The 23,329-nt window shown below is 33.4% G+C and carries 19 protein-coding genes; 4 read left to right on the top strand and 15 right to left on the bottom strand.

What is annotated here, in order from left to right; all coding sequences use genetic code 11:
• Positions 1 to 15: 15 nt before the first annotated feature.
• From ABD859_RS13725 to ABD859_RS13695, 7 genes are all read right to left on the bottom strand, one after another.
• On the bottom strand, positions 16 to 642 hold the full coding sequence (locus tag ABD859_RS13725) for a putative polyvalent protein kinase domain-containing protein (protein ID WP_345145184.1): 627 nt from the start codon (positions 640 to 642) through the stop codon (positions 16 to 18).
• 60 nt (positions 643 to 702) lie between these two features.
• The gene (locus tag ABD859_RS13720; protein WP_345145183.1) at positions 703 to 2,019 is read right to left on the bottom strand and encodes an APC family permease; all 1,317 of its coding nucleotides are present in this window, start codon (positions 2,017 to 2,019) and stop codon (positions 703 to 705) included.
• Between the two features lie 157 nt (positions 2,020 to 2,176).
• The gene (locus tag ABD859_RS13715) at positions 2,177 to 4,405 is read right to left on the bottom strand and encodes a TonB-dependent siderophore receptor (protein WP_345145182.1); all 2,229 of its coding nucleotides are present in this window, start codon (positions 4,403 to 4,405) and stop codon (positions 2,177 to 2,179) included.
• Positions 4,406 to 4,637: 232 nt separating this feature from the next.
• Positions 4,638 to 5,363, bottom strand: a complete 726-nt coding sequence (locus tag ABD859_RS13710; RefSeq protein WP_345145180.1) for a hypothetical protein — start codon at positions 5,361 to 5,363, stop codon at positions 4,638 to 4,640.
• 141 nt (positions 5,364 to 5,504) lie between these two features.
• Complete coding sequence (locus ABD859_RS13705; protein ID WP_345145179.1) at positions 5,505 to 7,934, bottom strand: TonB-dependent siderophore receptor; 2,430 nt, start codon at positions 7,932 to 7,934, stop codon at positions 5,505 to 5,507.
• 193 nt (positions 7,935 to 8,127) lie between these two features.
• On the bottom strand, positions 8,128 to 9,264 hold the full coding sequence (locus tag ABD859_RS13700) for a PepSY-associated TM helix domain-containing protein (RefSeq protein WP_345145177.1): 1,137 nt from the start codon (positions 9,262 to 9,264) through the stop codon (positions 8,128 to 8,130).
• Positions 9,265 to 9,342: 78 nt separating this feature from the next.
• Complete coding sequence (locus tag ABD859_RS13695) at positions 9,343 to 11,667, bottom strand: TonB-dependent siderophore receptor (protein WP_345145175.1); 2,325 nt, start codon at positions 11,665 to 11,667, stop codon at positions 9,343 to 9,345.
• 252 nt (positions 11,668 to 11,919) lie between these two features.
• Between ABD859_RS13695 and ABD859_RS13690 the strand changes: the two genes are divergently transcribed.
• Positions 11,920 to 13,080, top strand: coding sequence for an MFS transporter (locus ABD859_RS13690; protein ID WP_345145173.1), 1,161 nt, complete (start codon positions 11,920 to 11,922; stop codon positions 13,078 to 13,080).
• A gap of 320 nt (positions 13,081 to 13,400) precedes the next feature.
• Here ABD859_RS13690 and ABD859_RS13685 read toward each other — a convergent pair whose 3' ends face one another.
• From ABD859_RS13685 to ABD859_RS13665, 5 genes are all read right to left on the bottom strand, one after another.
• Positions 13,401 to 13,877 carry a DUF6265 family protein gene (locus ABD859_RS13685; RefSeq protein WP_345145171.1) on the bottom strand — a complete coding sequence of 159 codons (477 nt, stop codon included), beginning with the start codon at positions 13,875 to 13,877 and terminating at the stop codon, positions 13,401 to 13,403.
• Between the two features lie 113 nt (positions 13,878 to 13,990).
• Positions 13,991 to 16,294, bottom strand: coding sequence for a type IA DNA topoisomerase (locus ABD859_RS13680; RefSeq protein WP_345145169.1), 2,304 nt, complete (start codon positions 16,292 to 16,294; stop codon positions 13,991 to 13,993).
• A gap of 177 nt (positions 16,295 to 16,471) precedes the next feature.
• Positions 16,472 to 17,935 carry a hypothetical protein gene (locus tag ABD859_RS13675; RefSeq protein WP_345145167.1) on the bottom strand — a complete coding sequence of 488 codons (1,464 nt, stop codon included), beginning with the start codon at positions 17,933 to 17,935 and terminating at the stop codon, positions 16,472 to 16,474.
• A 242-nt stretch (positions 17,936 to 18,177) separates the two neighbouring features.
• Positions 18,178 to 18,672, bottom strand: a complete 495-nt coding sequence (locus ABD859_RS13670) for an SRPBCC family protein (RefSeq protein WP_345145166.1) — start codon at positions 18,670 to 18,672, stop codon at positions 18,178 to 18,180.
• Between the two features lie 24 nt (positions 18,673 to 18,696).
• Entirely contained in the window at positions 18,697 to 18,933 is a 237-nt protein-coding gene (locus tag ABD859_RS13665; RefSeq protein WP_345145164.1) for a helix-turn-helix domain-containing protein, read from the bottom strand.
• 113 nt (positions 18,934 to 19,046) lie between these two features.
• Between ABD859_RS13665 and ABD859_RS13660 the strand changes: the two genes are divergently transcribed.
• From ABD859_RS13660 to ABD859_RS13650, 3 genes are all read left to right on the top strand, one after another.
• Positions 19,047 to 19,376 (top strand): hypothetical protein, encoded by a 330-nt coding sequence (locus tag ABD859_RS13660; protein WP_345145162.1) that lies wholly within the window; start codon positions 19,047 to 19,049, stop codon positions 19,374 to 19,376.
• Positions 19,377 to 19,725: 349 nt separating this feature from the next.
• Positions 19,726 to 20,103, top strand: coding sequence for a GreA/GreB family elongation factor (locus ABD859_RS13655; protein WP_345145160.1), 378 nt, complete (start codon positions 19,726 to 19,728; stop codon positions 20,101 to 20,103).
• Positions 20,104 to 20,523: 420 nt separating this feature from the next.
• Entirely contained in the window at positions 20,524 to 21,309 is a 786-nt protein-coding gene (locus ABD859_RS13650; protein WP_345145158.1) for a DUF5995 family protein, read from the top strand.
• A gap of 86 nt (positions 21,310 to 21,395) precedes the next feature.
• Here the strand turns inward: ABD859_RS13650 and ABD859_RS13645 are convergent, their stop codons facing one another.
• The 3 genes from ABD859_RS13645 to ABD859_RS13635 are packed head-to-tail and all read right to left on the bottom strand — an operon-like array spanning position 21,396 to position 23,327.
• Positions 21,396 to 21,734, bottom strand: a complete 339-nt coding sequence (locus tag ABD859_RS13645; protein WP_345145156.1) for a DUF4280 domain-containing protein — start codon at positions 21,732 to 21,734, stop codon at positions 21,396 to 21,398.
• Between the two features lie 47 nt (positions 21,735 to 21,781).
• Complete coding sequence (locus ABD859_RS13640) at positions 21,782 to 22,477, bottom strand: hypothetical protein (RefSeq protein WP_345145154.1); 696 nt, start codon at positions 22,475 to 22,477, stop codon at positions 21,782 to 21,784.
• 19 nt (positions 22,478 to 22,496) lie between these two features.
• Positions 22,497 to 23,327 carry a hypothetical protein gene (locus ABD859_RS13635; RefSeq protein WP_345145152.1) on the bottom strand — a complete coding sequence of 277 codons (831 nt, stop codon included), beginning with the start codon at positions 23,325 to 23,327 and terminating at the stop codon, positions 22,497 to 22,499.
• Positions 23,328 to 23,329: the final 2 nt, after the last annotated feature.

Below are 23,329 nucleotides of genomic sequence, written 5' to 3'. Positions count from 1 at the left end.
GAAAGCTGTCGGGTTTTATATTTCGTAAAATTTATCTTTTATATAGAAAACGGTATCTATAAATTGTAGTATTCCATTTTCTGTAAGTACATTTTCATCATGCAGATCTTCCAGAATTATTCCTAAATCCGGATTGAAGTAATCATTGTTTTTGGTGTTTTGGAAACCATTTGAATGCATGAATTTTTTCACAACTTCTAAATCAGTTTTTTCGGTTGCTTTAACAAATGGCTGTTCAACGACAGCGTATAAAACATCTTCATTTTGGTAAAAGCCAAGTAAATTGTATGCAGTATCTGGAAAAAAGAAATTGTTTAATAAAAGATTATTGAAATAATCAATCCATGAAGTGTAATAAATTGCATCATTTAATTTAAGAACGGTTTTTCCATCCTTTAAATAAACTTTTTGCTCGGCTCCTTCAGAGACATAACTTTCCGGATTAACATCTAAAACCCAAAGATTATTTTTGTTGGCAAACCTAGTTAAGGCTTCTGCTTCTTGTTTTTTGAAGTGCTTGAATTCTTTAGCCATTTCACTTGAGCCTTGGCTTCTTCTAAGGTAACGGGTTGCTGCTTGGATAATTGTTCCATGCTTAACTTCGCTCTTTCCTGAAATGATAAGTTGTAATTCATGTTTCATTATTCTAAAATGTAAAAGTAATACATTTTAGCAAATTTAAAAATAATTGTAAGTTTTGTACTATTTTTTATTCTTGCTCAAAACCAAAAACAAAGGATAAGAAACCACAGCAATTGCAACAATAATAAGAAAACTGATAGGATCACTATAAATGAATCCCGCAAGCAATGCGATAGAGAATATAATAGCGATTATGGTTGTCCAAGGATACCAAAATGAGCGATAAGGTCTTGGTAGATGAGGTTCTTTGATTCGTAATTTTAAAAGAGAATAATAAGCCAGTCCCCAGACAATTATAGAGATAAAAGCGGCAAATGAAAATAATACTTCAAAAGAACCAATACAGATTAAAAATAAACTAAAAAACGACGAAACTAAAAGCGCTACAATTGGTGTTCCGCCTTTATTTACCTGAGTTCCCTGTTTGATAAAAAATCCATCACGACTTAATCCGTAAAGAATTCTCGGCGGAATCATCATAAAAGCATTCAAAATACTGATTAAAGAAAAAATCGAAATCACCGTTACTATTTTAGCTCCGTTTTCTCCAAAAAGAATCTTGGCAACATCGGCAGCAGCCAAATTAGATTTTGCTAATGTTTCAATGGGCAGAACATGAAAAAATGCTGCATTTACCAGAATATAAATCGCCACTACAAGTAGAACGCCGCTGTATAAAGACTTTGGGATATTTTTGCCCGGATCATCATTTTCTTCGGCAAAAAAACAAACGGCATTCCATCCGTTATATGTTCCAATTATAAGCTGTAATGATTTAAAAAAGCTAAAAATAAGTCCAATTTGAAAGATTGAATTATCGGTTTTTATTGCAGGTACTTCAACGCCTGTATACATAAAACACGCAATTACTAAAGCTACAAAACAAATTACTTTGAGAAAACTGGTAATCTGCTGAATCACACTTCCGTTTTTGACACCGCTTAAGTGCAGTAAAACAAATGCAATAAGTAAAGCAATAGAAATTACGGTAGAATAACTGCTGAGTTCCGGAAATAAGATAATCGTATATTCACTGATTACAATGCAATAAAATGCAGGCGGAATGGCATTAACAATATAATCGTACCAGCCGGAAAGAAATCCGGCATAATCGCCCAAAGCTCTTTTGATGTAATTATAAGATCCACCGGCTTTTGGCAGCATTGTCGCTAATTCTGAATATGAATTGGCACCAAGTAAAACATATAAACCTCCAAAAAGCCAAGATGCCAGAATTAGCCAGTAATTATGCAGCATTTCTGCTATTGTGCCTGGTGTTCTTAAAATTCCAACGCCAATTGTACCGCCTATTAAAACGGCAATATTAAAACTTAAACCTAAACTTTTTCTTAATTGGTTTTTTGGGGAATCTGACATAGATTGAATTGGATTTTGCGGACATTAATTTTCGCGACAAAAGTAACTATATTTCGAGTACTTCGCTTTCTGGAAACAAAAAACCTCATTTAAAAATAAATGAGGTTTTTTAGATTCTGTGTTTCAAGAATCGGGAATTCAAAGTCTAATTCAAATTTTAGAATTTATAACGCAAGCTTGTCATAACCTGACGCGGCGCGATTGGGTTTACACTATAGTTTTCGTGAACAGTATAATTTAATTCGTTTGTAATGTTTGATAATTTGCAAAGAATAGAGAATTTTCTCCACGTATATCCAGCTGAAGCATCGATTGTTGTATATCCTTTTATTGGAATTTCTCTATGGTAAATACCATCAGGATATTTAGTTAAATCAGTGCTGTATTGATCATTCCATCCGCCTAAACGGTCGCCAATGTAATTTCCAATTGCTCCAACAGACAATCCTTTTAAGAATCCTTCCTGTACTGTGTAATAAAAACTTAAGTTTGCTGTATTTGCAGGAGTTCTAACAAGGCGGTCGCCTTGTATAAAACTTCCGTTTAAACCAGATGTTTTGGTATAACGCATATCATTGTAGCTGTAACCTGCTATAATACTAAGTCCTTCAACAGGTCTTGCGGTAACGTCAACTTCAACTCCTTTGCTTTTAGTTTCGCCACTTAAAACTTTTACGTTTGTATCTGTATTTGGGCTTCCATCGGCTTTAAATTCAGCTGTTTGAGCCAGATTACTGTTTGTGATTTGATAAACCGTAACGTTTGTACTTAATAATCCTTTTAAGAAATCAGTTTTAATACCCGCTTCGTATTGATCAATAATAGAAGGTTCGATTGGTTTTAAATCAGCCGTAGTTCCTGTGTTTGGTGTAAAAGAGGTAGAATAGCTTCCAAATATAGAAACATCTTGTCTTGGCTGATATATTAATCCAAATTTAGGAGAAAAGGCATTGTCTAATTTTTTAGCACCAACTGCAGCTACAGCATCTTCAGGTCTTACCGTTTGTACACCGCCAGTAAAAGTTTCTTTGTAAGTAGTGACTTGGGCTTCCTGCCATGACCAGCGTACACCCGCTAATACTTTAAATTTTTCTGTAACCGAAATCAAATCCTGAAAATAGACACCAAAACGGTTGGTTTCTGTTTTTGCAATTTGAGTTGCTCTGGCATTTGGAATATCATTTTTTTGTGTTGATGGATCAAAGTTGAAAAGATTGATGGTATCATAATTAGCAGGATTAAATGCAAAAGTATATGCTGTTGCAAATGAGTTTTCCCAGTCTGCACCAGTAAAGATTTGATGTTTTACAGATCCTGTATTAAAATTTCCCTGAAGACTTAATTGATCACCTAGTATTTGTTCCAGGTTTTCATTTTGAACCAAAGGCCTCGTCCAGTCTCCATTGTCTTTTACTGAAGATAACTGTGCTGTAGATTTTGACGCTCTGTCGTAAGATTGGAAAGAACTGTTGAAATTAAGTTTCCAGTTTTTATTAAAATCGTGATTTAATAATACAGATGCACTGGCAGATTTTGTATTACCATTTGACCAAAGTGATCCGTAAAAAGTATTACGAGGCAAATCAAGAATTTTTGTGCCTATAATTCCGGTTCCAAAATCTGGTGTCCAATCTGCACTTAAATAATCTCCTTGTACAGTAATTTGTGTTTTTGGATTAATGATAAAAAGCAACGATGGATTTACGTAAACGCGCTCGTTTTTTACAACATCTCTAAAGCTTTCTGAGTTTTCGTAAGAACCATTAATTCTAAATGCGATTGATTTACTAAGACCTCCATAGAAATCAAATGCTGGTTTGTAATAAGCATAGCTTCCTATTTGCATAGAGATTTCTCCGCCGGTTTTAAATTGAGGAGTTTTGGTTACTAAATTTACAATTCCTCCTGGCGCAACATTTCCAAATAATAGGGCAGAGCCGCCTTTTAAGAATTCTACTTTATCTAAACCCGAAACATCTGGAATTGATCCTGCATTATAGCGAAATCCGTTTTTAAACATATTATTGGCGGACATGTCGTAACCTCTCGAAAAGAAAGATTCCTGTGCGCCGCCACGTGCAGAACCTACATAAACACCATTGGCATTTTTAAGAACTTCGCTTAATCTAATGGCTTGCTGCTGTTCGATAACTTCAGAACCAATAACTTGTATAGATTGTGGGTTATCCATTGGTTTTAATCCAGAGCGAACTGCTGTTACTGGTTTTGGTTCTTTGGTTTTAGTAACGACAACTTCGTTTAATATTTCTCCTTTTTTGTTCTTTACAGTATCGGTAACAGAAGCTCCTGAATATTCATTTGAATAACTTTGGCCGTAAGAAGCAAAACTTAATAATCCTAAGACAAATAGTAAATTATATTTCATGGTATTTATTTAGATTCAATAAAAATTATTGACTGCAAATATAAATACACACTTTTGTTTGCAGGAAATTATAAGGACACTTTCTTGCTTAAACTATTATTAGTTTTGTCTTAAGATTTGCTTAAGAATTAGGTTTTGAATTTTATTTTTTAGTAAAAAGCTGTAAAACAAAAAACCTTGCTCAAAAAGCAAGGTTTTATTGAAAGATAAATTCTAAAAAACAGTTCAAAAATTATTTAACTGTAATTAAGTATGTAGCCATTTTCCAGATTTCATCGTATTTTTTACCGTTGTGATCGCCAGAAGCTTTTTCAGTATAAGCAAATTCTACCATATAATTTCCTGACCAGATTGGTGTAAAAGAAACTTCTCCTTTATCATTAGACCATAATTCTTTTTCCCATCCGTTTGGAGCGATAACTTTAATTTTTTGAGATTTTGCCACAGCACCTTCATATAAAGCAGCAATATTAATTACGGTGTTTTTTTTCAAAACGTCTGCATTTTCAGTAAAAACGCTGATTTTGTTATTGTTTGCAGATGCTGTATTTCCTGATGCTTTGTTGCCAACAACTACTGTTGCGCTCGAGTTGTAGTCTAAAACCATAGTTCCGTAAACATCTTTTACTTTGTGGTGCATTGCAATTGTGTAAACTCCTTCTTCATCTGGAGTAAAGAAAGCCTGATATTTATTATCTAAAGCTTTTGCAGTAAGTTTTGTTTCTTTTTTTGATGGAGAAATCAATACCAAAGAAAAATCTTTTAAATCAGAGAACCATTTATCTGCTTTAGTAATATCATTATCTGAGAATTCTCCAAAGTAAATAGAAATTTCCTGAGCTTTTCCTTTTGTTCCTGTTGCTTTAGTTTCAATCCAAAGTGCGTGGGCAAAAAGCTGAGGTGCAGCAAAAAGCATTAAAAAAGCAAATGTTATTAATTTGAAAGTTTTTGATTTCATGATATATGATTTAAATTATTAGATGATATTTTTACAAACATACGTCTTATTTAGAATAATTAAAAATAAAACAATAGAAAAAGCCCCGAAAATCATTCAATTTTAAATGATTTTCGGGGCTTTGTGATTATTTTAAACTATTTAGAATTTATAAGTAAAACTCGCAGCAACGTTTCTTGGTTTCTGCGGAATTACTGTGGCCCAGCCTCCATTATAATAATCTTTGTTTGTAATGTTATTTACATTTAAGCTTACGCGGAATTTGTTTCCATTGTAAAAAACAGACCCATTGATAACTGTATAAGCCGGAAGAACAAATTTTCCGGTAACATCGTTGTCTAAAATAGCGTTATCGCTTGCATAATTTCCTCCAAAACCAAGACCGAAGTTTTCCAGTGTACCTTCTGTAAATTTATAAGTTGCCCAAAGGTTTACCAGATTTTTTGGACCAGCCCAGTAAGGTCTTTTCCCTTCTTCTAACGACGCGTTATTGATGTCTCCCTTTGTAATTTTACTTTGATTGTAGCTGTATCCGGCAATAATGCTGAAATTTTTCGATACGGCAGCATTCAAATCAAATTCAAATCCCTGGCTTCTTGATTCACCGCCTTGCGAGCTGTACATTGGATTGCTGACAACTAAATTAGCAACATTAATATCGTAATAACTTGCCGTAGCAGTTACTTTATCTGAAAATAAATCAGCTTTAATACCAGCTTCTAATTGATTAGCATGTTCTGGTTCAAAAGTTTTAGTTCCAATTACAATTCCGTTTCCGTCATAAACCAATCCCGGTGCAATATTTGTAAAACCATTCATGTAATTTGCAAAAACAGATAATTGATCCTGAATTGGCTGATAAACTACTCCAAATTTTGGAGAAAGCGCTGTTTGATTATAATTGTCCGTATCTTTTTTGATATTTCCTTCATTATCAAAATAATCTATCCTTAAACTAGCCATTACTAACAAAGCAGGCGTAATGTTTAAAACATCTGAAACATACGCACTGTAAGCAGCATCTTTAGAATTGTAGTCCGGACCTGGCGCAGAAGCTAATAATTTATCTACCGAAGTCTGGCTTAGATTATAAGGATTTGCTGGATCTTTTTGTCTTACTTCACCTTGAGCTGTAACGTTATAAAGGTTTGCGTAACCTGAACCGCCAAACATTAAATTTCTCTCAAAATAATCTAAACCAGCCACTAAACGGTTTCTCATTTTTCCAATTTTGAAATCTCCAATAAAGTTCTGCTGAATATCAGTTGCAGCCGTTTGAGAATTTTCTTTTGTTATCCAAAAAGCAAAATCTCTATTTCCGTCTTCATTGTCAGAGATATAAGAATAATATCCTTTTGATTTAGTTGAAGTTCTTGAAAGAATGGTTTGTGACGTCCATTGATCAGAAATCTTATAATTCATCTGAGCCTGCAGATTGAACCTCGGATTTTTCATTGGTAAATCGTTGCTGTAAAAAGATAATTTTGTATTGTAATTTAGATCGTTTAAATCAGCATACTGAAGTTTTGAGTACTGGCCTAAAAACAATATAGGAGATGCTGCTTTTTCTTCAGCCATAAATTCGGTATTAATCAGGAAAGACAATTTCTCATTTACTTTATAAGAAAGGGAAGGAGCAACAAAAATTGAAGTTCTATACCCAGCGTCCTGAAAACTGTTTTCTGTCTGGTAAGCAGCATTAATTCTAAAGGCTGCATTGTTATTATCGTCAAGAGGTGTATTGATATCTGCAGTAACTCTGTTTAAACCAAAGCTTCCCGCTATGTATGAAACTTCACCGCCAAAACCGCTGTAAGGTTTTTTAGTAACAGTATTAATAAGTCCGCCGTAGCTTACTAAACTGCTTCCAAATAAAGTTCCAGACGGCCCTTTGATCACTTCGATACGTTCGATATTTGCTGGATCTAAACTCCCTCTTGTTAATCCAGGCAGTCCGTTTACAACATTGGCCTGAACTTCAAAACCACGTAATGAAAAAAATGAACCTCCGTCACCGCCACGACCTGTAGACTGCCATAATTTCTGGATTCCAGGAACATTTTTTAAAGCATCATCATAATTTGTAATTACCTGTTCTTTCATTAATTCAGATGAAACAATATTGTAAACCTGAGGATTCTCAACATTTTTTAGAGGCATTTTTGATACAAAACTGCTTTGTTTTGGAAATGCCTTTCCTTTTGAATTGGTAACAATAATTTCTTTTAACTGTTTATTGGAAACTTTCAGCTGTAAGTTTAATGCTGCTGTTTCACCTGTAGAAACGGTAACATCTTGTTCCAGAGTTTCGTAACCTGCTAATGAAACCTGAACTGTATATGCATTTGGTTTTACTCGGTTGAATTCGAAAGAACCATCTTCTTCAGAAATAGTTCCGTATTTTGAGTTTTTTAGAATGATGTTTACGCCAATTGCAGGTTCACCATCAGACGTTGTAATGTTTCCTTTAATTTTTCCGTTAGTCTGTTGCGCGTTTACAGTGCATGTAAAAATAAAAAGCAGTACTGTTAAATACAAAAAACGCTTCATGCTGCGGTTAAAATAATTCATGTTTTGTTCTTTTTTAATGATTACGGGGGGAGAATATTATTTAGAAGTAAAACAACAAATTTAGAAATTATAATTTTTTTAACAATATTAGAAACCATTTTATATGTATTGGAATTATTTATTTTTTGTTATAAAAAATAGACTTTAAAAACCAAAAAACCATTCGCTGTACGAATGGTTTTACATTAAGAGATTATGCTTTCTTTTTCTTGTTTCTTCCCCACCAAATAAGGAAACCCGTAATAGGTAAACTTGCGCAAACGAGGCTGGCAAAAAAGGCTAGTACTTTGCCCGGAAATCCAAGAATACTCCCAACATGCAGATCATAGTTTATAAACCTAAATTTTTCACCGCCGCTTTTGTCTTCATATCTCGTTGTTCTGAGTGTTTTGGCAGTATAGCGGTCAAAATCAATTGCGGTGTCATCAAAACGGGTTTTAAAGCGAATGAAGGCGTTTAAAGTTCCTAATGAATCATTTTCTTTAGGGAGAAATAAATAATAACTTTTTGCAGAAGGATTTGATTTTTTGATAGAAGCAAAAACTTTATCAACCGGCGTTTTTAAAGTATATTGAGTGGTATCTGAAACTAATTTTTCTTTTTTAATTGTTTTTCCGCCGTTAAAAATCCATTGAACACCTTTATCATAAGAATCAAATGCCCAGACTAATCCGGTAAGAGCAATAATTAAAGCAAAAATCATCATATAAAAGCCCAGAATATTATGCAGATCGTAGTTTTTGCGCTTCCATTTTGTGGAGTCTTTCCATCGAAACCAAAAGCGCTGTTTAGCTGCCTGTTTATTTTTTGGCCACCAAAGTATAAGTCCGGTAATTAATGAAACTATGAATATTATGGTTGCTGTTCCGGTAATTGGATCGCCAATTTTACTATTTAAGCAAAGTGTTTGGTGCAGCATACGGACAAAAACAAAAAACTCAAAATTATAATCTTCCTGTTTTTTTACTTCTCCGCTGTAAGGATCTACATAAAGATAAGTGCTTTTATATTGATTCCAGTACCAAAAAGCATCGGGATTTAGTTCTTCAAAAAACCAGATAATTACAGTGCGGTCGTCTTCATTAATAATACGGCATCCAGACATAGACTGCTTTGGGTTTTTATTGGCCTTTTTTGCAATGTCTATAATCTGGCTTACAGGCAGTTTTTTATTTTTTACCTGATCAACATAATAATAGTCGTGAACTACAGGGCGTAATTCTTCTTCAAAAGCATATAAACAGCCTGTAATGCCCAGAATAACGACAATTAACCCCGAAGCTAAACCCAGCCAAAGGTGAATTTTTAGAATAAGTTTTTTAAAAGTCATAGTGATAACTCTAAAATTATTGTAATTAAAAGCGCCCCAATTCAAAAAATTGAGGCGCCTGTTTAATTGCTTCAGGAATTAAAATTTGATCGTTAAATTAGCCAGTATATTGGTTGGAGCTTGTGATGAACCCCAGAAATCCCAGTATTTTTTATTAGTTAAGTTATTAAATTTCAAACCTAATCTCCATGAAGGTTTTTCGTAATATACCGTTGCATTATAAACAGTATATGATGGCATATAGAAAGTATTATCGGCTGTAAAATAATTTTTATCTACGTAGTTAGCACCTGCACCAATACCTAAACCTTTTAATTTGTTTTGGAAAGTATAAGTAGTCCAAAAGTTTACTACATTTTCTGGAGCTCCGGTTGCTTTATTTCCGTCAATGTTAGCAGCCTGAGAAGCTCTTACAATTTTGTTGTCATTATAAGCATAACCTGCAACAAGGCTTAATCCTTTAACAGGTGTTGCCATTAATTCAAAATCCAGACCTTTGCTTACTTGTTTAGCATCCTGAAATGTATATCCGTTTAAATCTGTTCTTGTTGCATTATCAATAGTAATATTATAATAACTTACAGAACCGCTTAATTTTTTATTGAAAGCTTCTGCTTTTACTCCTCCTTCATACTGAACCGCATAAACTGGATCTACAATTAATTGCGTTGCATCTGGCTGAGTTACGGGCTGCATGTTCTGGAAACCATTCATATAATTTCCAAATACCGAAACCTGATCTTTAACCACCTCATATACCAATCCTAATTTTGGAGAAAGCGCTGTCTGGCTGTAACCTTCGACAGTTCCCACTTTTGCACGCTCAAAATTGTCTAAACGTAAACTCAGCATAGCAGAAAATCGGTCTGTAAAATTCACTACATCACAAGCATATGCACTAAACGTTTTTTGATCTGCAACCGGCGAAGATGTCAATACAAGTCCAGCATCAACCGCTTTTCTTCTAATTGGTGCAAAAGGAGTCGTAATATCTATATTATCTAATGTAAATGTTGTTCCTCCAGAAAAATTAGAACTGTAAAGTCTGTAATTTACACCCGCAAGAAATTTATGTTTAATGCTTCCTGTAGAAAATTGTCCGTTAAGGTTTTCCTGAATGTTAGTGTAGTTATTATAAATAGGGCCCCAAAGACCAACTCTCCTTGCAACTTGTGTTGGCGAACTCCAAACGGCATAACTTTGGTAGCTGCGTTCTACATCTTCTCCTACATATGAAAAAACGGTCGTAGATTTCCAATTGTCTGATATTTCATATTCTGCCTGAGCAAAAACTTTTGTTGCAGATGATTTTGCATCGTTATCATCATGAAACATTGATTTTTTGTAATCAATTTTTAAATCATTTGGATTTGTGATTCCCGAAGTTGCTGCGTAAGTATTATAAGTACGTCTTGTGTTGTTTACGTTATAAAGCTCAGCATCAATATTAAAAGTAAGTTTATCAGATGCTTTATAAGTAAGAGTAGGAGCAAAAAGAAGTGTGTTATTAAAACCGTAATCTAAGAAACTTTTTTCTCTGTTAACAGCCATATTTACACGGAATAAAACCGTTTTTTCTTTATTTAAAGGCGTATTTACATCGGCAGTCAATCGGTTTAAATTAAAACTTCCGGTTGTATAAGATACTTCGGCAGCGGTAGTTTCAAAAGGCTTTTTGGTAACCAGGTTAACTACCCCTCCAAAAGAAGATACAGATGAACCAAATAAAGTTCCAGACGGACCTTTCATGATTTCGATGCGTTCTACGTTTCCTAGATCAACAGAAGAACGGCCAGAAACTGTTTCCATTCCGTTTCTCGCATTTATTCCTGTAGAAAAACCTCTAAAAATTACACCCACACCACCAGAAGGATAACTAATAGAAACCACACCAGGCGAATTTTGTACAGCACTTTTAATATCTACTGCAACTTGTTCCATTAAAAGTTCTTTTTGGATAACACTGTAAACCTGAGGGTTTTCAAGATTTGTTAAAGGCATTCTGGCAACATAATCTGTTTTTTTAGACAGAATGCTTTTTTTACTGTTTACAACAACTTCTTTTAGCTCTTTGTTGGAAACCTTCAATTGTAAGTTGACAGAAGCCGTTTCGCTTTCGGCAACAATAATTTCGCTTTCAGAAGTTTCGTATCCTGCTAAAGAAACTTGTAATGTATAAGTATTTGGTTTTACTCTGTTGAATTCAAAATTACCGTTTTCATCAGATACGGTCCAGTATTTCGAGTTTTTTAAGATAATGTTGACTCCAGCCGCAAGTTCACCATCTGAAGTTGTGATGGTTCCTTTAATTTTTCCATTTTGCTGTGCCGACATGGCTAAGAACGAAAAGACAAAACTAATTGTCAGTAGAAAACGTGACGTTTTCAAATTAAAATATTTCATTGGTTTAAAAATTGGTTTGTAACTATATCTTTATTTAGAATAAATAAAAACAGTACAAAAGTAAAAATTATTGTTTTTTTAACAAATAATTTTTAAAAATCATCCGGTTTGAGGTATATATAGTCAAATAAGAAAGAAAAATCTTTTACTTTTTAAATGAATAACTGTAAGAAATTAAATGATTTATTAAAGTGTAATACACACAAGAATTCGTTTTAAAAGCTTTATTTTTGCAATCTGAAAAATGATTTCATGATTTTACCTTTCTTTAAAAAGATTCAAAATACACCCAGAGGATATCGTATAGCTAATACTGTCTTCTTTTTCCTTTCTGGATTTGGGTATTCTTCCTGGGTTTCCAGAATTCCACACATACAAGCACAGCTGCATTTATCTGAAGCACAGTTTGGTGCCGTTTTATTTGCTTTTCCAATTGGTTTAATGCTGACTATGCCGTTTACCGGAAAATTATTAAACAAGTACAGCAGCCGTTATATAATGCTTTTAGGAGCCATTATGTTTAATATAGTGCTTTCTCTGCCCGGATTGGTTGCTTTTGTATGGCAGCTGGTTATTGTACTTTTAATATTTGGGGCTTCTCGTAATATTTTTAATTTGTCGATTAATGCACAATCTCTTGAAGTGCAGAAATTATATCCAAAATCGATTATAACACGTTTTCACGCTGTTTGGAGTATTGCAGTTTTCTCAGGAGCAGGTTTAGGATATGTTATGGTAACGCAGCATATTGCGCCGTCGCACCATTTATTGGGAGTAAGTGTTTTTATGCTGGCACTTACGGCTTGTTTTTACCCAATGAGTATTCACAACGAACCTGTGCCAGTTAAAAAGAAGTTCTTTTCGATGCCGGAAAAAAATCTGGTAAAGTTTGCTTTGATCTGTTTCGTTTCTATGGCCTGCGAAAACACGATGTACGACTGGAGTGGTATTTATTTTGAAAATATTCTAAAAGCTTCGCCTAAATTAACCAGTGCAGCATTTGTATTTTTTGCGACAGCTGTAACTTTAGGACGTATTTTTGGTGATTATGGTGTAATGAAATTTGGAACTAAAAAAATCCTGCTTTACAGCGGTATATTAATTACGCTTGGTTTCGGAATTTGTTTTATTCTGCCGTATGCTTATCCAACTATTTTTGGTTATGTTTTAATTGGTTTTGGCGTTTCGTGTGTTGTGCCACTGGTATTCAGTATTGCCGGAAGATCTTCAAAATTAAGCAGCGGTTCTGCCTTGACTTCTATATCAACAATTGGTTATTTAGGATTTTTATTGGTACCGCCAATGGTTGGCTTTATCTCAGAATATCTAAGTATGAAATGGGCATTTCTTGTTATGGCAATTTTAGGAATACTGATGATTTTTATGGTGAATAAGATAGGGGAGAATGAGTGATTTTTTTTAAGGTTCTAAGAGGCTAAGGTACTGAGGTTCTAAGTTTTTTTTATTCTCCTAAAGGCTTAGAGTTTTTTGAAAAGAAAATGGAGTTGGCTTTTAAAAATTATTCCAAAGGAATTAAATATTGTAGCAACGGATTTTAATCCGTTGAAAATTAGGTGCAAAAAGAAATGAAGTTCCGTAGGAACGATTTATGTTTAATGTTTCCAATTGTTCGAACCTACGGATCTATATTGTTTACATTAAATAAAACCGGATTAAAATCCGACCTTATAATATCTATAGAACTGATGGTTCTTTATCGTAATTTCAAAAGCTTACTTCTTCGTCATTACAAACTTCTCAGAACTTGGTTTTCCGTTTAAAGTTCCTGAAATTTCAGCAGTTAAAGTATTACCGGCACTTTGTGTATAGGTAATTTTTTGAGGATAATCATGTTTTGGATTTTCAAAAACCAGCTGTTTGTCTGTTTCTGCAGTTGAAGGAAAAGCAACCGCTTTATCTTCATTTTGTCCTTTTACAGTTGCAAAATAAGTCAGGGTTTCGCCTTTTTGAGCCAGAACAATAGTTTCAAAATGCAGCGTATCTTTTCCTTTTATAAAATAAGATGTAGCATTAAAAGTACTATCGTTTAGTTTTTCCCAGTTTTCAGATAAAATACCTTCTGCAGATTTGTTTTCCCAGTTGCCAATAAGCCAGTCAGCCATTTTGATTTTATCTTTTTCAACAGATTCTTTTTTCTGGCAGGATACGACAGCTAATACAAACGCTAAAAGAGTAATTTTCTGAAACATATTTTATAAGATTTTGGTTTTGTAATGGGTACTAAAGTATGAAAAAAATGTTTGCTGCAAATTCATGAATTAATTTGAAAAAAAATAATTCGTGAATTCGTGGCTGAAAAAAATTATATGCTTGCAGTCAAAATCTCATAAACCAATTCCTTCGTTGGTTTTTGATCGCCTAATTTTGTTCGAACATCATCAAAAGTAACTTTAAAGTCACAGCCTGATTTATATTCAGCGCAGCCATAAGCAGTTTTGCCTTTTAAAATGGTTCCTTTTTTACATTTCGGACACATTAAAACATCTGATTTTTCTTTTTTATCGGCTTTTTTCTCTGTTTTTTTGGGTTCTAATTTCAGTTTGTAATTTTCTTCAAAACGAATTAAACCTTCAACAGTTCCAGCATCGGTTTTAAAACCTTTTATGTTTACGGTAGAACCTTTTTGTACCAATCGTAAATATTGACTTTCAGTAATTTTTTTATCATGAAAAACAAAAGGCAGTACAAAATCACAGCCCGATTTATATTCAGTACATCCAAAAGCTGATTTTCCTTTTATAAGGTTTCCTTTCTGACATTTCGGACAGGTTTCTGCTGAAATTCCGGAAACTTTCTTTTTCTCCGCTTTTACAACTGGTTTTTGCACCGATGCAGCGTGTGAAATATTAGCATGTTTTGTTTCACTTCTTACTTCATAAACCAAAGCTTCAACCATGCGTTTCATGTTTTTAATAAATGCTGCAGCTGTAAAAGTACCTTTTTCGATATCTTTCAGCTGTTTTTCCCACGAACCTGTAAGCTCAGCCGATTTTATCAATTCATTCTGAATTGTATCAATTAACTGAATTCCGGTTATGGTTGGTAAAACCTGCTTTTTATTTCGAACAATATACTGACGTTTAAAAAGCGTTTCGATAATATTTGCACGTGTCGACGGACGGCCAATTCCGTTTTCTTTCATTAATTCGCGCAAGTCTTCGTCGTCGACTTGTTTTCCTGCAGTTTCCATCGCCCGCAGTAAGGTAGCTTCGGTAAAATGATTGGGCGGTTTGGTTTCTTTTTGCAGAAACGATGGTTCATGCGGACCTTTTTCGCCTACAACAAAACTTGGCAGTAAATCCGGTTCTTTTTCTTTGGCGTTTGGATCTTCAAAAACAACTCTAAAACCTTTTTTCAGGATTTCTTTTCCTGTGGCTTTAAAAGTTACTTCGGCTGCTTTTCCAATAACAGTGGTATTTGCCACAAGACAATCATCATAAAAAACGGCCAAAAAACGTTTTACAATGATATCATAAACCTGTTGCTGATTGTATGGCAGATTAATTTCGATTCCGGTTGGAATAATAGCGTGGTGATCGGTTACTTTTTTATCGTTGAAAACCTTTGGCGATTTTTTTATTTTTTTGCCTAAAAGTGGTTCTGTTAAATGACTGTAATTCGTCAGTTTTTGCAGAATTCCCGGAACTTTCGGGTAAATATCTCCGGGCAGGAAAGTTGTATCAACTCTGGGATATGTTATGGCTTTCTGCTCATATAATGTCTGCGCAATTTTAAGCGTTTCTTCTGCCGAAAATCCAAATTTTTGATTGCAGTAAACCTGCAAACCTGTTAAATCAAATAGTTTTGGAGCGTATTCGTTTCCGTTTTTTTTATCGACAGAAACAATTTCAAAATCACTTTCTTTTACTTTTTCTGCCAGAATTTCTCCATCGGCTTTATTTAAAAAGCGACCTTCTTCATAACTGAAAAGCGTTTCCCGGTATAAAGTCTGCAATTCCCAATAAGGCTGGGGTTTAAAGTTTTCGATTTCTTTAAATCGGTCAACTACCATTGCCAAAGTTGGTGTCTGCACACGTCCGATAGACAAAACCTGTTTGTAACCACCGTGTTTTACGGTGTACAAACGCGTGGCATTCATACCCAAAAGCCAGTCGCCAATAGCTCTGGAAAATCCGGCGTAGAATAAATTATCGTAATTTTCAGATGGTTTTAAATTGTCAAAACCTTCTTTTATGGCTTCTGTGGTTAGTGATGAAATCCACAAGCGTTTTATTTCACCTTTGTAATGCGCTTCGTTCATAACCCAGCGCTGGATTAATTCTCCTTCCTGCCCGGCATCCCCGCAGTTTATAACCATTTCGGCTTTGTCAAAAAGACTTTTAATGATTTTAAACTGTTTCTGGATTCCGGAATTCTGAACGACTTTGGTTTCGAATTTTTCAGGGAGCATGGGCAGATTGTTTAAATCCCAGCTTTTCCAGTGCGGTTTGTAATCGTTAGGTTCTTTTAAGGTGCATAAATGCCCAAAAGTATAAGTTACGGCATATCCGTTGCCTTCATAATAACCATCGTGCTTGGTATTGGCACCTAAAACTGATGCGATTTCTCGTGCTACACTTGGTTTCTCGGCAATACAGACCTTCATTTTCTCCTTTCTTGATTAATAGGCGAAATTAGGAATTTTATGAGAAAGGGGCAAAGGTTCTTAGGAACAAAGAGGCAAAGGTTTGTATATTTTTAATCTTATGTTCATCAATAAAATATAAAAACCACAAACAATAGCTTGTGGTTTTTTGTATTTATAAATTTAAAAGTAAGGCGGTTATTGTTTTGATTTTGATTGTTTTAATTTTAGACGCATATTAAATTGTTTGACAATTTCTTTAACATGTTCGTCTTTGATTTGTGCTCTGTTTAACCCCTCCAGGCTTTGTACATACCCTGTAAAAACATGACTTATAAAAAGAGGAGAGTTATTATTATCATCAGATGTATTATGGCAGGAGAAGCAATTAACAAGGTTGCTTACGGTATTGGCATGTATAGAAGATGGTTTTCCAAATCCTACCTGAACATACGTTTCCATAGTAATATTGTAAGCTGCGGTTGAACCTCTGGTTAAGTCTCCGGGAGAAGAATTTGAAAGGTTATAACTTAACGAATCTAATAAAGCCGCTTGTGCCTGAGTGTCTTTGTATCCTTCTGTATTAATCCATAATGAACCATTGTAGAAATAATTGTTCCAGATACCTGTCAGCTGTTTCTTAACACTTTGATTAATAGTACGAATGTTATTAAAGTTTTCTGAGCCATTTTGGCTTGTGTCCATATAAAGCTGTACATTAAAAGAACCTTTCATTGCTTTTTCAACAGGAACCCCGTATTTGTAAACAGAAAAAACATCTGTATAAATTCCATTTTTTGAAGTTATATTTTGAACCGTTGCCGTGCTGTTTTTATTAAAGAACGGATAATCAACTGTACTCGTTACCGGAGCATCGGTTGTTGGTGTAGCCTTAGTCCAATCGTAAGCAGGTGCAAGATTTTCATGTTCGAAAGTAGCCCATACAAATTCGGGATGATTTTCTACAATTCCTACGACATGCATTCCTAAAAGGGCAACTTTTGTTTTTACTCCATTTATTACGCCCTGTGTAACAAAATAAGTCGAAGAATCTTTAAGGGCGCTTGCGTCAATCCATGAAGTTTTAAGTTCTAATGCTCCCACAGGAAAAGTGATGTTTTTTACTTTTGAAGGATCACTTTTGGCTATTGGACCATATTTTATCATAGTGTTGTAAAGAAGTTTGTCCATAAATATAGAATAATAGACTGTAGTTTGTTTAGGAACACCCGATGGGTAATTAGGAGTTTGTAAAATATCAACTTTAGAACTTGCCTGAGCAGTATCTGTTAAAACAATTCCGTTGCTTGGGTCTAATTTCTGACCTGCAGCATTTACCTGAATCAAGTTAGTCATAAAAAATGGCTGGCCGTTAACTTCATTGGTAAGCCAAAGAAATTTTTGCCATGACCATTGATGAAAGTCACAATTTGTTACCGTTGCATTGTTGGCAAATACGCTTGTTGGTCCTTCATTTGGCGGAGGAGTCTGGCGCGTGTTGTTTACGATCGTAAACCAGTTCGAAGGAGCTAAACACTCAGAAGAAACTGAAGAGTTTTTGTTTACCGTTTTGTAATTATCTTTTACACCCTTTTCGTCCTTTTTGCAGGAACCCAATGAGATTATCAGGATAAAAAATAATACCAGTTTTGTAGTTTTCATAACATGAGGCTTTAGTTAATTTATTAATTATTTCTTTTTGAATGACTGAAAGTAGATAATTAAGAAACTGACTACAAAAAAAATGTCATAAGTCCGTCATATTTGGGTATGAAACTGATAAAGTTTGTATTAGTATAAAGAGCAGCTATCCCGAAGCTTCGGGACTAAGATACTAAGCAGCTAAGTTTTTTATGTTTGTTTTTGGAATCTCATGATTAATAATTACAATAAAATATGTTATTCTAATTATTAATCATCGGGTTTAAATTATTATCCTTATTTCGCAAATCCAAACCTCCTTCGTAAACTGATTTTAGATTCGTTAAATAAAAATGCCAGCCGTTTGAACATCCCAATCGAATATATTTTTTTGAATTATCATCAGTCGGGATATTATGGTGCCGAAGTTCTACTATAGTATAACCATTGCTTTCGCTTAAGTTTATATCTACCAGACAAGTTCCTTCAAAAGTGAATTGTAAATGATCTTTTCCGTTGGCAGAAACAATTTTTCCTTTCATAGAATCATCGTATAAATACCAAAACCATTCGTAAGTACTATTATTTACAACGTTTTGGTCTTTATTTATTTCTTCTTCATTTGAATTAAAAAATATCACTTTCTCCAGAAACCATTTTTCTAATTCACCTGCTTTTGTCCAGGCATTATAAATATCAGAAAGTCTCGCTTTCACAGCTATTTTTTTTGAAAATGAAGTCCAGTCGAAGTTTTCCATGGTTTGATTTATTACGATCTTTTCTTATAAATTTTTGATTAATTCGCTTGGATGAACTTGTAATGCCTGAGCAATTTTAAACAAAGTACTTATTTTCATTTCCTGAGAGCCTTTAATGTACTTTCTTAAATTTTCTACATCCATTTCCGCATCATGAGCGACTTCTCTTTGTTTTAATTGATTACTTTCAATTATGTCTTTTATTTTAATTCCTAATTGTTTTACAACTTCTGGAACTTCACTTTTTCTTGTTCTTTTCATAGAAATGAAATTACAAGTAATAGATTGTTTTTGTATGATTGTAAGTAATCGGTTGTTTGCAACTGTTTTTTATTTATATTTGTTTTCAATTTGAAAATAAATTCATTTTAGATATGAAACTAAATCACACAGAACAAACCGCTAAAATTTTTGAACTAATTAATAAAGGAAAAGATTTCAAAAAACTAAAACCAGATAATAATGAGAGAAATTCGTTTACTGTACCGTTAAAAGTTTCAGGTTACAACGAATTAAACTTAATGGTTACAGAACTTTTAAAAGCAAGTATTATTCTGCTAAATAAAGAAACCCGAAGCATGTCTGTTGTGAAAGATGATGTTAATGTAATGACGCTGCTTGAAATTGCTTTACAGCTTTTGCCAGAAGAAGAAATGGAACTCTTGGATGATTTGCATCAGTTTTATCTTCAATCTGATAAATAAGAATTGCTTCTTATAGTTTAACATTTTTGTAAGAAAAAAATGCCGTATCTTGCAACAATATTAGATATAATACAATGGTCACTGCAAATTTTTATTTAGTAAATAGTTCTTTAATGTGCTTAATGAGCGCATTACTGTATTTGCATGACGATACTTTCTTAAAAAGCTCAAAAGAGTTTATTCATTTTGCCCTGTCACAGCTCTAGGCAGGGATTTTACAGTTACCAATAGTTCGTTATTAATTTTCAATTTTATTCAGCCAACAATATCGCCGAATGAGATAGAACGCCTCGTATTTAGCGAAGAGTTTTTTATTGTATCTGAATAATATGAAGCAAAGAAGAAAGTCATGTCACAAAATATAATTTTAACAACAGGAACATACGATTTAATTAAAGATCACGTAAGAAGAAAAAAAGTAACACCTCAGGAAGAAGAACTTTTATTGGGCGAATTAAAAAATGCCTCTCAGGTATTAAGAAAAAATCTTCCGGAAGATATTGTTTCCATAAACCGAAAAGTAACGTACAAAAACCACGTTAATAACGAAGAAAAAACAATTCTTTTGGTTGGTCCCGAAAAAGCAAAAGCCAGTAAAAATAAAGTTTCGGTTCTTTCAGATGAAGGAATTGCTATGATAGGTTACAAAGTTGGCGACGTGGTAGAATGGCCGGCCAAAAAAGGAAATCTAAAATTAGAAATATTAAAAGTAGAAGAGGAAGCTTAATTCATTTCTGTTTTAAATTTAAAAACATCCCGAAAAGAGATTTTTTTAAGGGATGTTTTTTTTATGAGTTTTCAAACGTCCTTATGGAACGTTGCAGCAAACCGTTAACGAAATGTTCCTATGAAAAAAATAGAAAAATATGCTCCAGAGAAACATTTTACATGTCATCTATAATTAAATTACCTTTTTGTAGAAATCGATTTTCCAGAGGAACATTTCGTTGGTTAAAAAAAATGAGCATAATGATTTTACGTTTCGTAGGAACGTTTGACAATTTTGGTTTTACATGAAACAATCCAAGAAAGTTTTTCCGCTTAAAAACAAAATGCGTAAGATAATTGCTTCAAAAAAAGTTCATCGAAAGATTAAAATAATTATATTCGTTCTTCTCAAATTAACCATAACCAATTAATAATGAATATGAAACAAGCACAAAATATTAACGAAGTAATTTTGTTTCTGGATGAAATAATCGAAAAATCAAAAATTGACCAAAGCAATTTAGGATTGTTTGCGATTTTGTATCGCGAAGTTACTGTAAAAGTAAAACAAGGTATTCAGGATGGGGCTTTTCAAAATGGTGAACGAATGGAAAAACTCGATGTTACTTTTGCCAATCGTTACTTAAAAGCGTATTATGAATATGAGGCCAAAGAAAAACCATCTGAATGCTGGGGATTTGCCTTTGAGCAAGCCGATAAATTTTGGCCAATAGTGCTCCAGCATTTATTGCTGGGTATGAACGCACATATAAATCTTGATTTAGGAATAGCCTCGGCAGAAGTTTGTACGGTAGAAGACATAGCCGATTTACAACATGATTTCGACAAAATAAACTCCATTTTGAGTAGTTTGGTTGGCGGTGTCGAAAAATGCTTAATCAAAATTTGGCCAACCCTTACGTGGATTCTAAAATTTACGGGAAAAATAGATACTTTCTTTATCGATTTCAGTATGGAAACCGCAAGAAACGGAGCCTGGAAATTTGCTAATGAATTTGTGGCTGTTCCCGAAAATGAAAGAGAAGCCTGTGCGCAGTTAAGAGATCAAAGAATAACCGAAATCGCGAGATTAGTTTCAAATCCCGGATATTTTGTGAGTGCTGTTTTTAAATTCATCCGTTTATTTGAAAGAGGAACGATCGCCCAGAAAATAATCGATATGCAGATTATGGAAGAAAAAAATATGGAATGTGTTGCAGCATAATTTAGTTTTTGCTTAAGATTTAAAACATCCCGAAAAGAATTTCTTTAAGGGATGTTTTTTTGTTTTTAAAACAAACTACCTGTGGTTTAAAAAACTTCGTGTTTTTCTTGGTATCCTTTATGCTTTACGGTTATTTTTCCGCCTGTAGCACATTGACAAACAGACTCTGTAGTAAGGATTTTATAATCATTAATACGGTCTTTTTCTGCTGTTTTTTGCCATCGAACAGGCGAGGGCGCGCAGCTATAGCGTGTAATACTGCACGAACCAAAATTTGGAATATTGGTTTCTGGCTGTTTGTCGTTTTCTGTGGCAATTAGTTTATCTTCTGCTTTGCAAAAATCCTGACTCGTTACTTTTAACTGACTGGTTTTTGCTCCTTTATCGCAAAGTAAAACAGCTTTTTCGGTTAGTTTTTCGGGCATGATTTAGAGTTTAATTGTTGGGTTTGTGGTTTTTTAAACAAATTATGCTAAAAGCCTTTGCTTTCATTTTCTATTACTTTTTGATATTCATGAAGAGGGCTTATTTCATCTCCTTCTTTAAGTGTAATACAAAACAATGTATTGCCTGTATTTCCATCTATTAAATAGAAATCAGTATCATTAGTACCGTATTTATTTATACCAATATCATAGATTGGAATATTTAAAAATTGTTTTTCTTCATATCTACATAAATTGAATACAATTTCTGGGTTTTCTATATCTATATCGTAATCATTTTTAAATTTCTCTATTAAATTAGAAACAGAGAATTTATAAGGTTTATCCATGTCCTGTTCTTCAATCAAATTTCCCATTTCATTATAGTAACTCCACTTGCCAATTTTTACGTTACAAAATGCAGTGCCAAAAGATTGTATTGTTTTTGTTTTCTCGTAATAGTCATACTTATAGATATATTGGGTATTGATATTACTTTTTATCACTACAATTGTTTTATCTCTAAATGAAAAATATAATCTCTCGTTTCCTTTCATCAAATGGTTATTGGTATTAATAGACATACTGTATTCTGGATTAAGTTCCCAATCTTTATAAAAATTTATATCAAAAGTTTTCATAGGATCATTTTTAATCTCGTTAAAAACAGTAGTTTCTATTTTCTGTTGACTGTTACCATGAAAACAAACTAAAAACAAAAACAGAATAAGTAATTGCTTCATTTTTTCAGAAATATTAAAACTACTCATCGTGTTTTTTAAAGAGATCATGCCAAAAACCTTTGCTTTCTTTTTTCCTTTCATATTCCTTATAATGCTGTTCTTTAAAAATTTCCCACTCTGCTTTTGTGTAATCTTTGCCTTTGTAGGTATTGAAGTAGGCGTTGTCTTCTTCTTCCTGTTTTTTTAATATTTTAAAATATTCTTCCAGAGGATCTATTAAATCACCTTGTTGAAGCCTGACCGAGTATAAAGTTTTACCTGTATTACCATTTATTAAATATGAAGTACAGATATATGGAAAATCTTCTCTTATGTCTACTTCGTAGAATGGCATATTTAGTTTCTTTTTTTCCACATATCTGCTTATGCTGTAAAGTACCTTTGGATTTTCTATATCCAAATTGTATTCTGTTTTAAATTTTTTAATCATATCAGCTATAGAAAATTTATAAGGTCCATCATTGTCAATCTCATTAGTTTTTATTCCGTTGTCGTCATAAATGTTTGATTTTCCAATTGCCATAGATTTAAATCGTACTAACAATCCTTGTATTATTTTAGTTTTGGCATTGTAGACAGAGATCTGTTTATAAAGATTGTTGATATTACTTCTGGTTATTTGGATCATTTTGTCATCAGATATTATACTAACCCTTTCATTTCCATTTGTTAAAGATCTCATTTCAGGTATTTGTACGTATTTTAAATCTACTTTCCAATCTTTATAAATATCTAAATCTAAAATTTTCATAGTATCTCTTTTAATTTCGTTAAAAACGGTTTCTATTTTCTGTTGACTGTTACCATGAAAACAAACTAAAAACAAAAACAGAATAAGTAATTGTTTCATTT

It is taken from the genome of Flavobacterium ginsengiterrae (assembly GCF_039539785.1).
In the GTDB taxonomy this organism is placed as follows: domain Bacteria; phylum Bacteroidota; class Bacteroidia; order Flavobacteriales; family Flavobacteriaceae; genus Flavobacterium; species Flavobacterium ginsengiterrae.
This window is presented reverse-complemented; position numbering and strand designations above follow the sequence as displayed.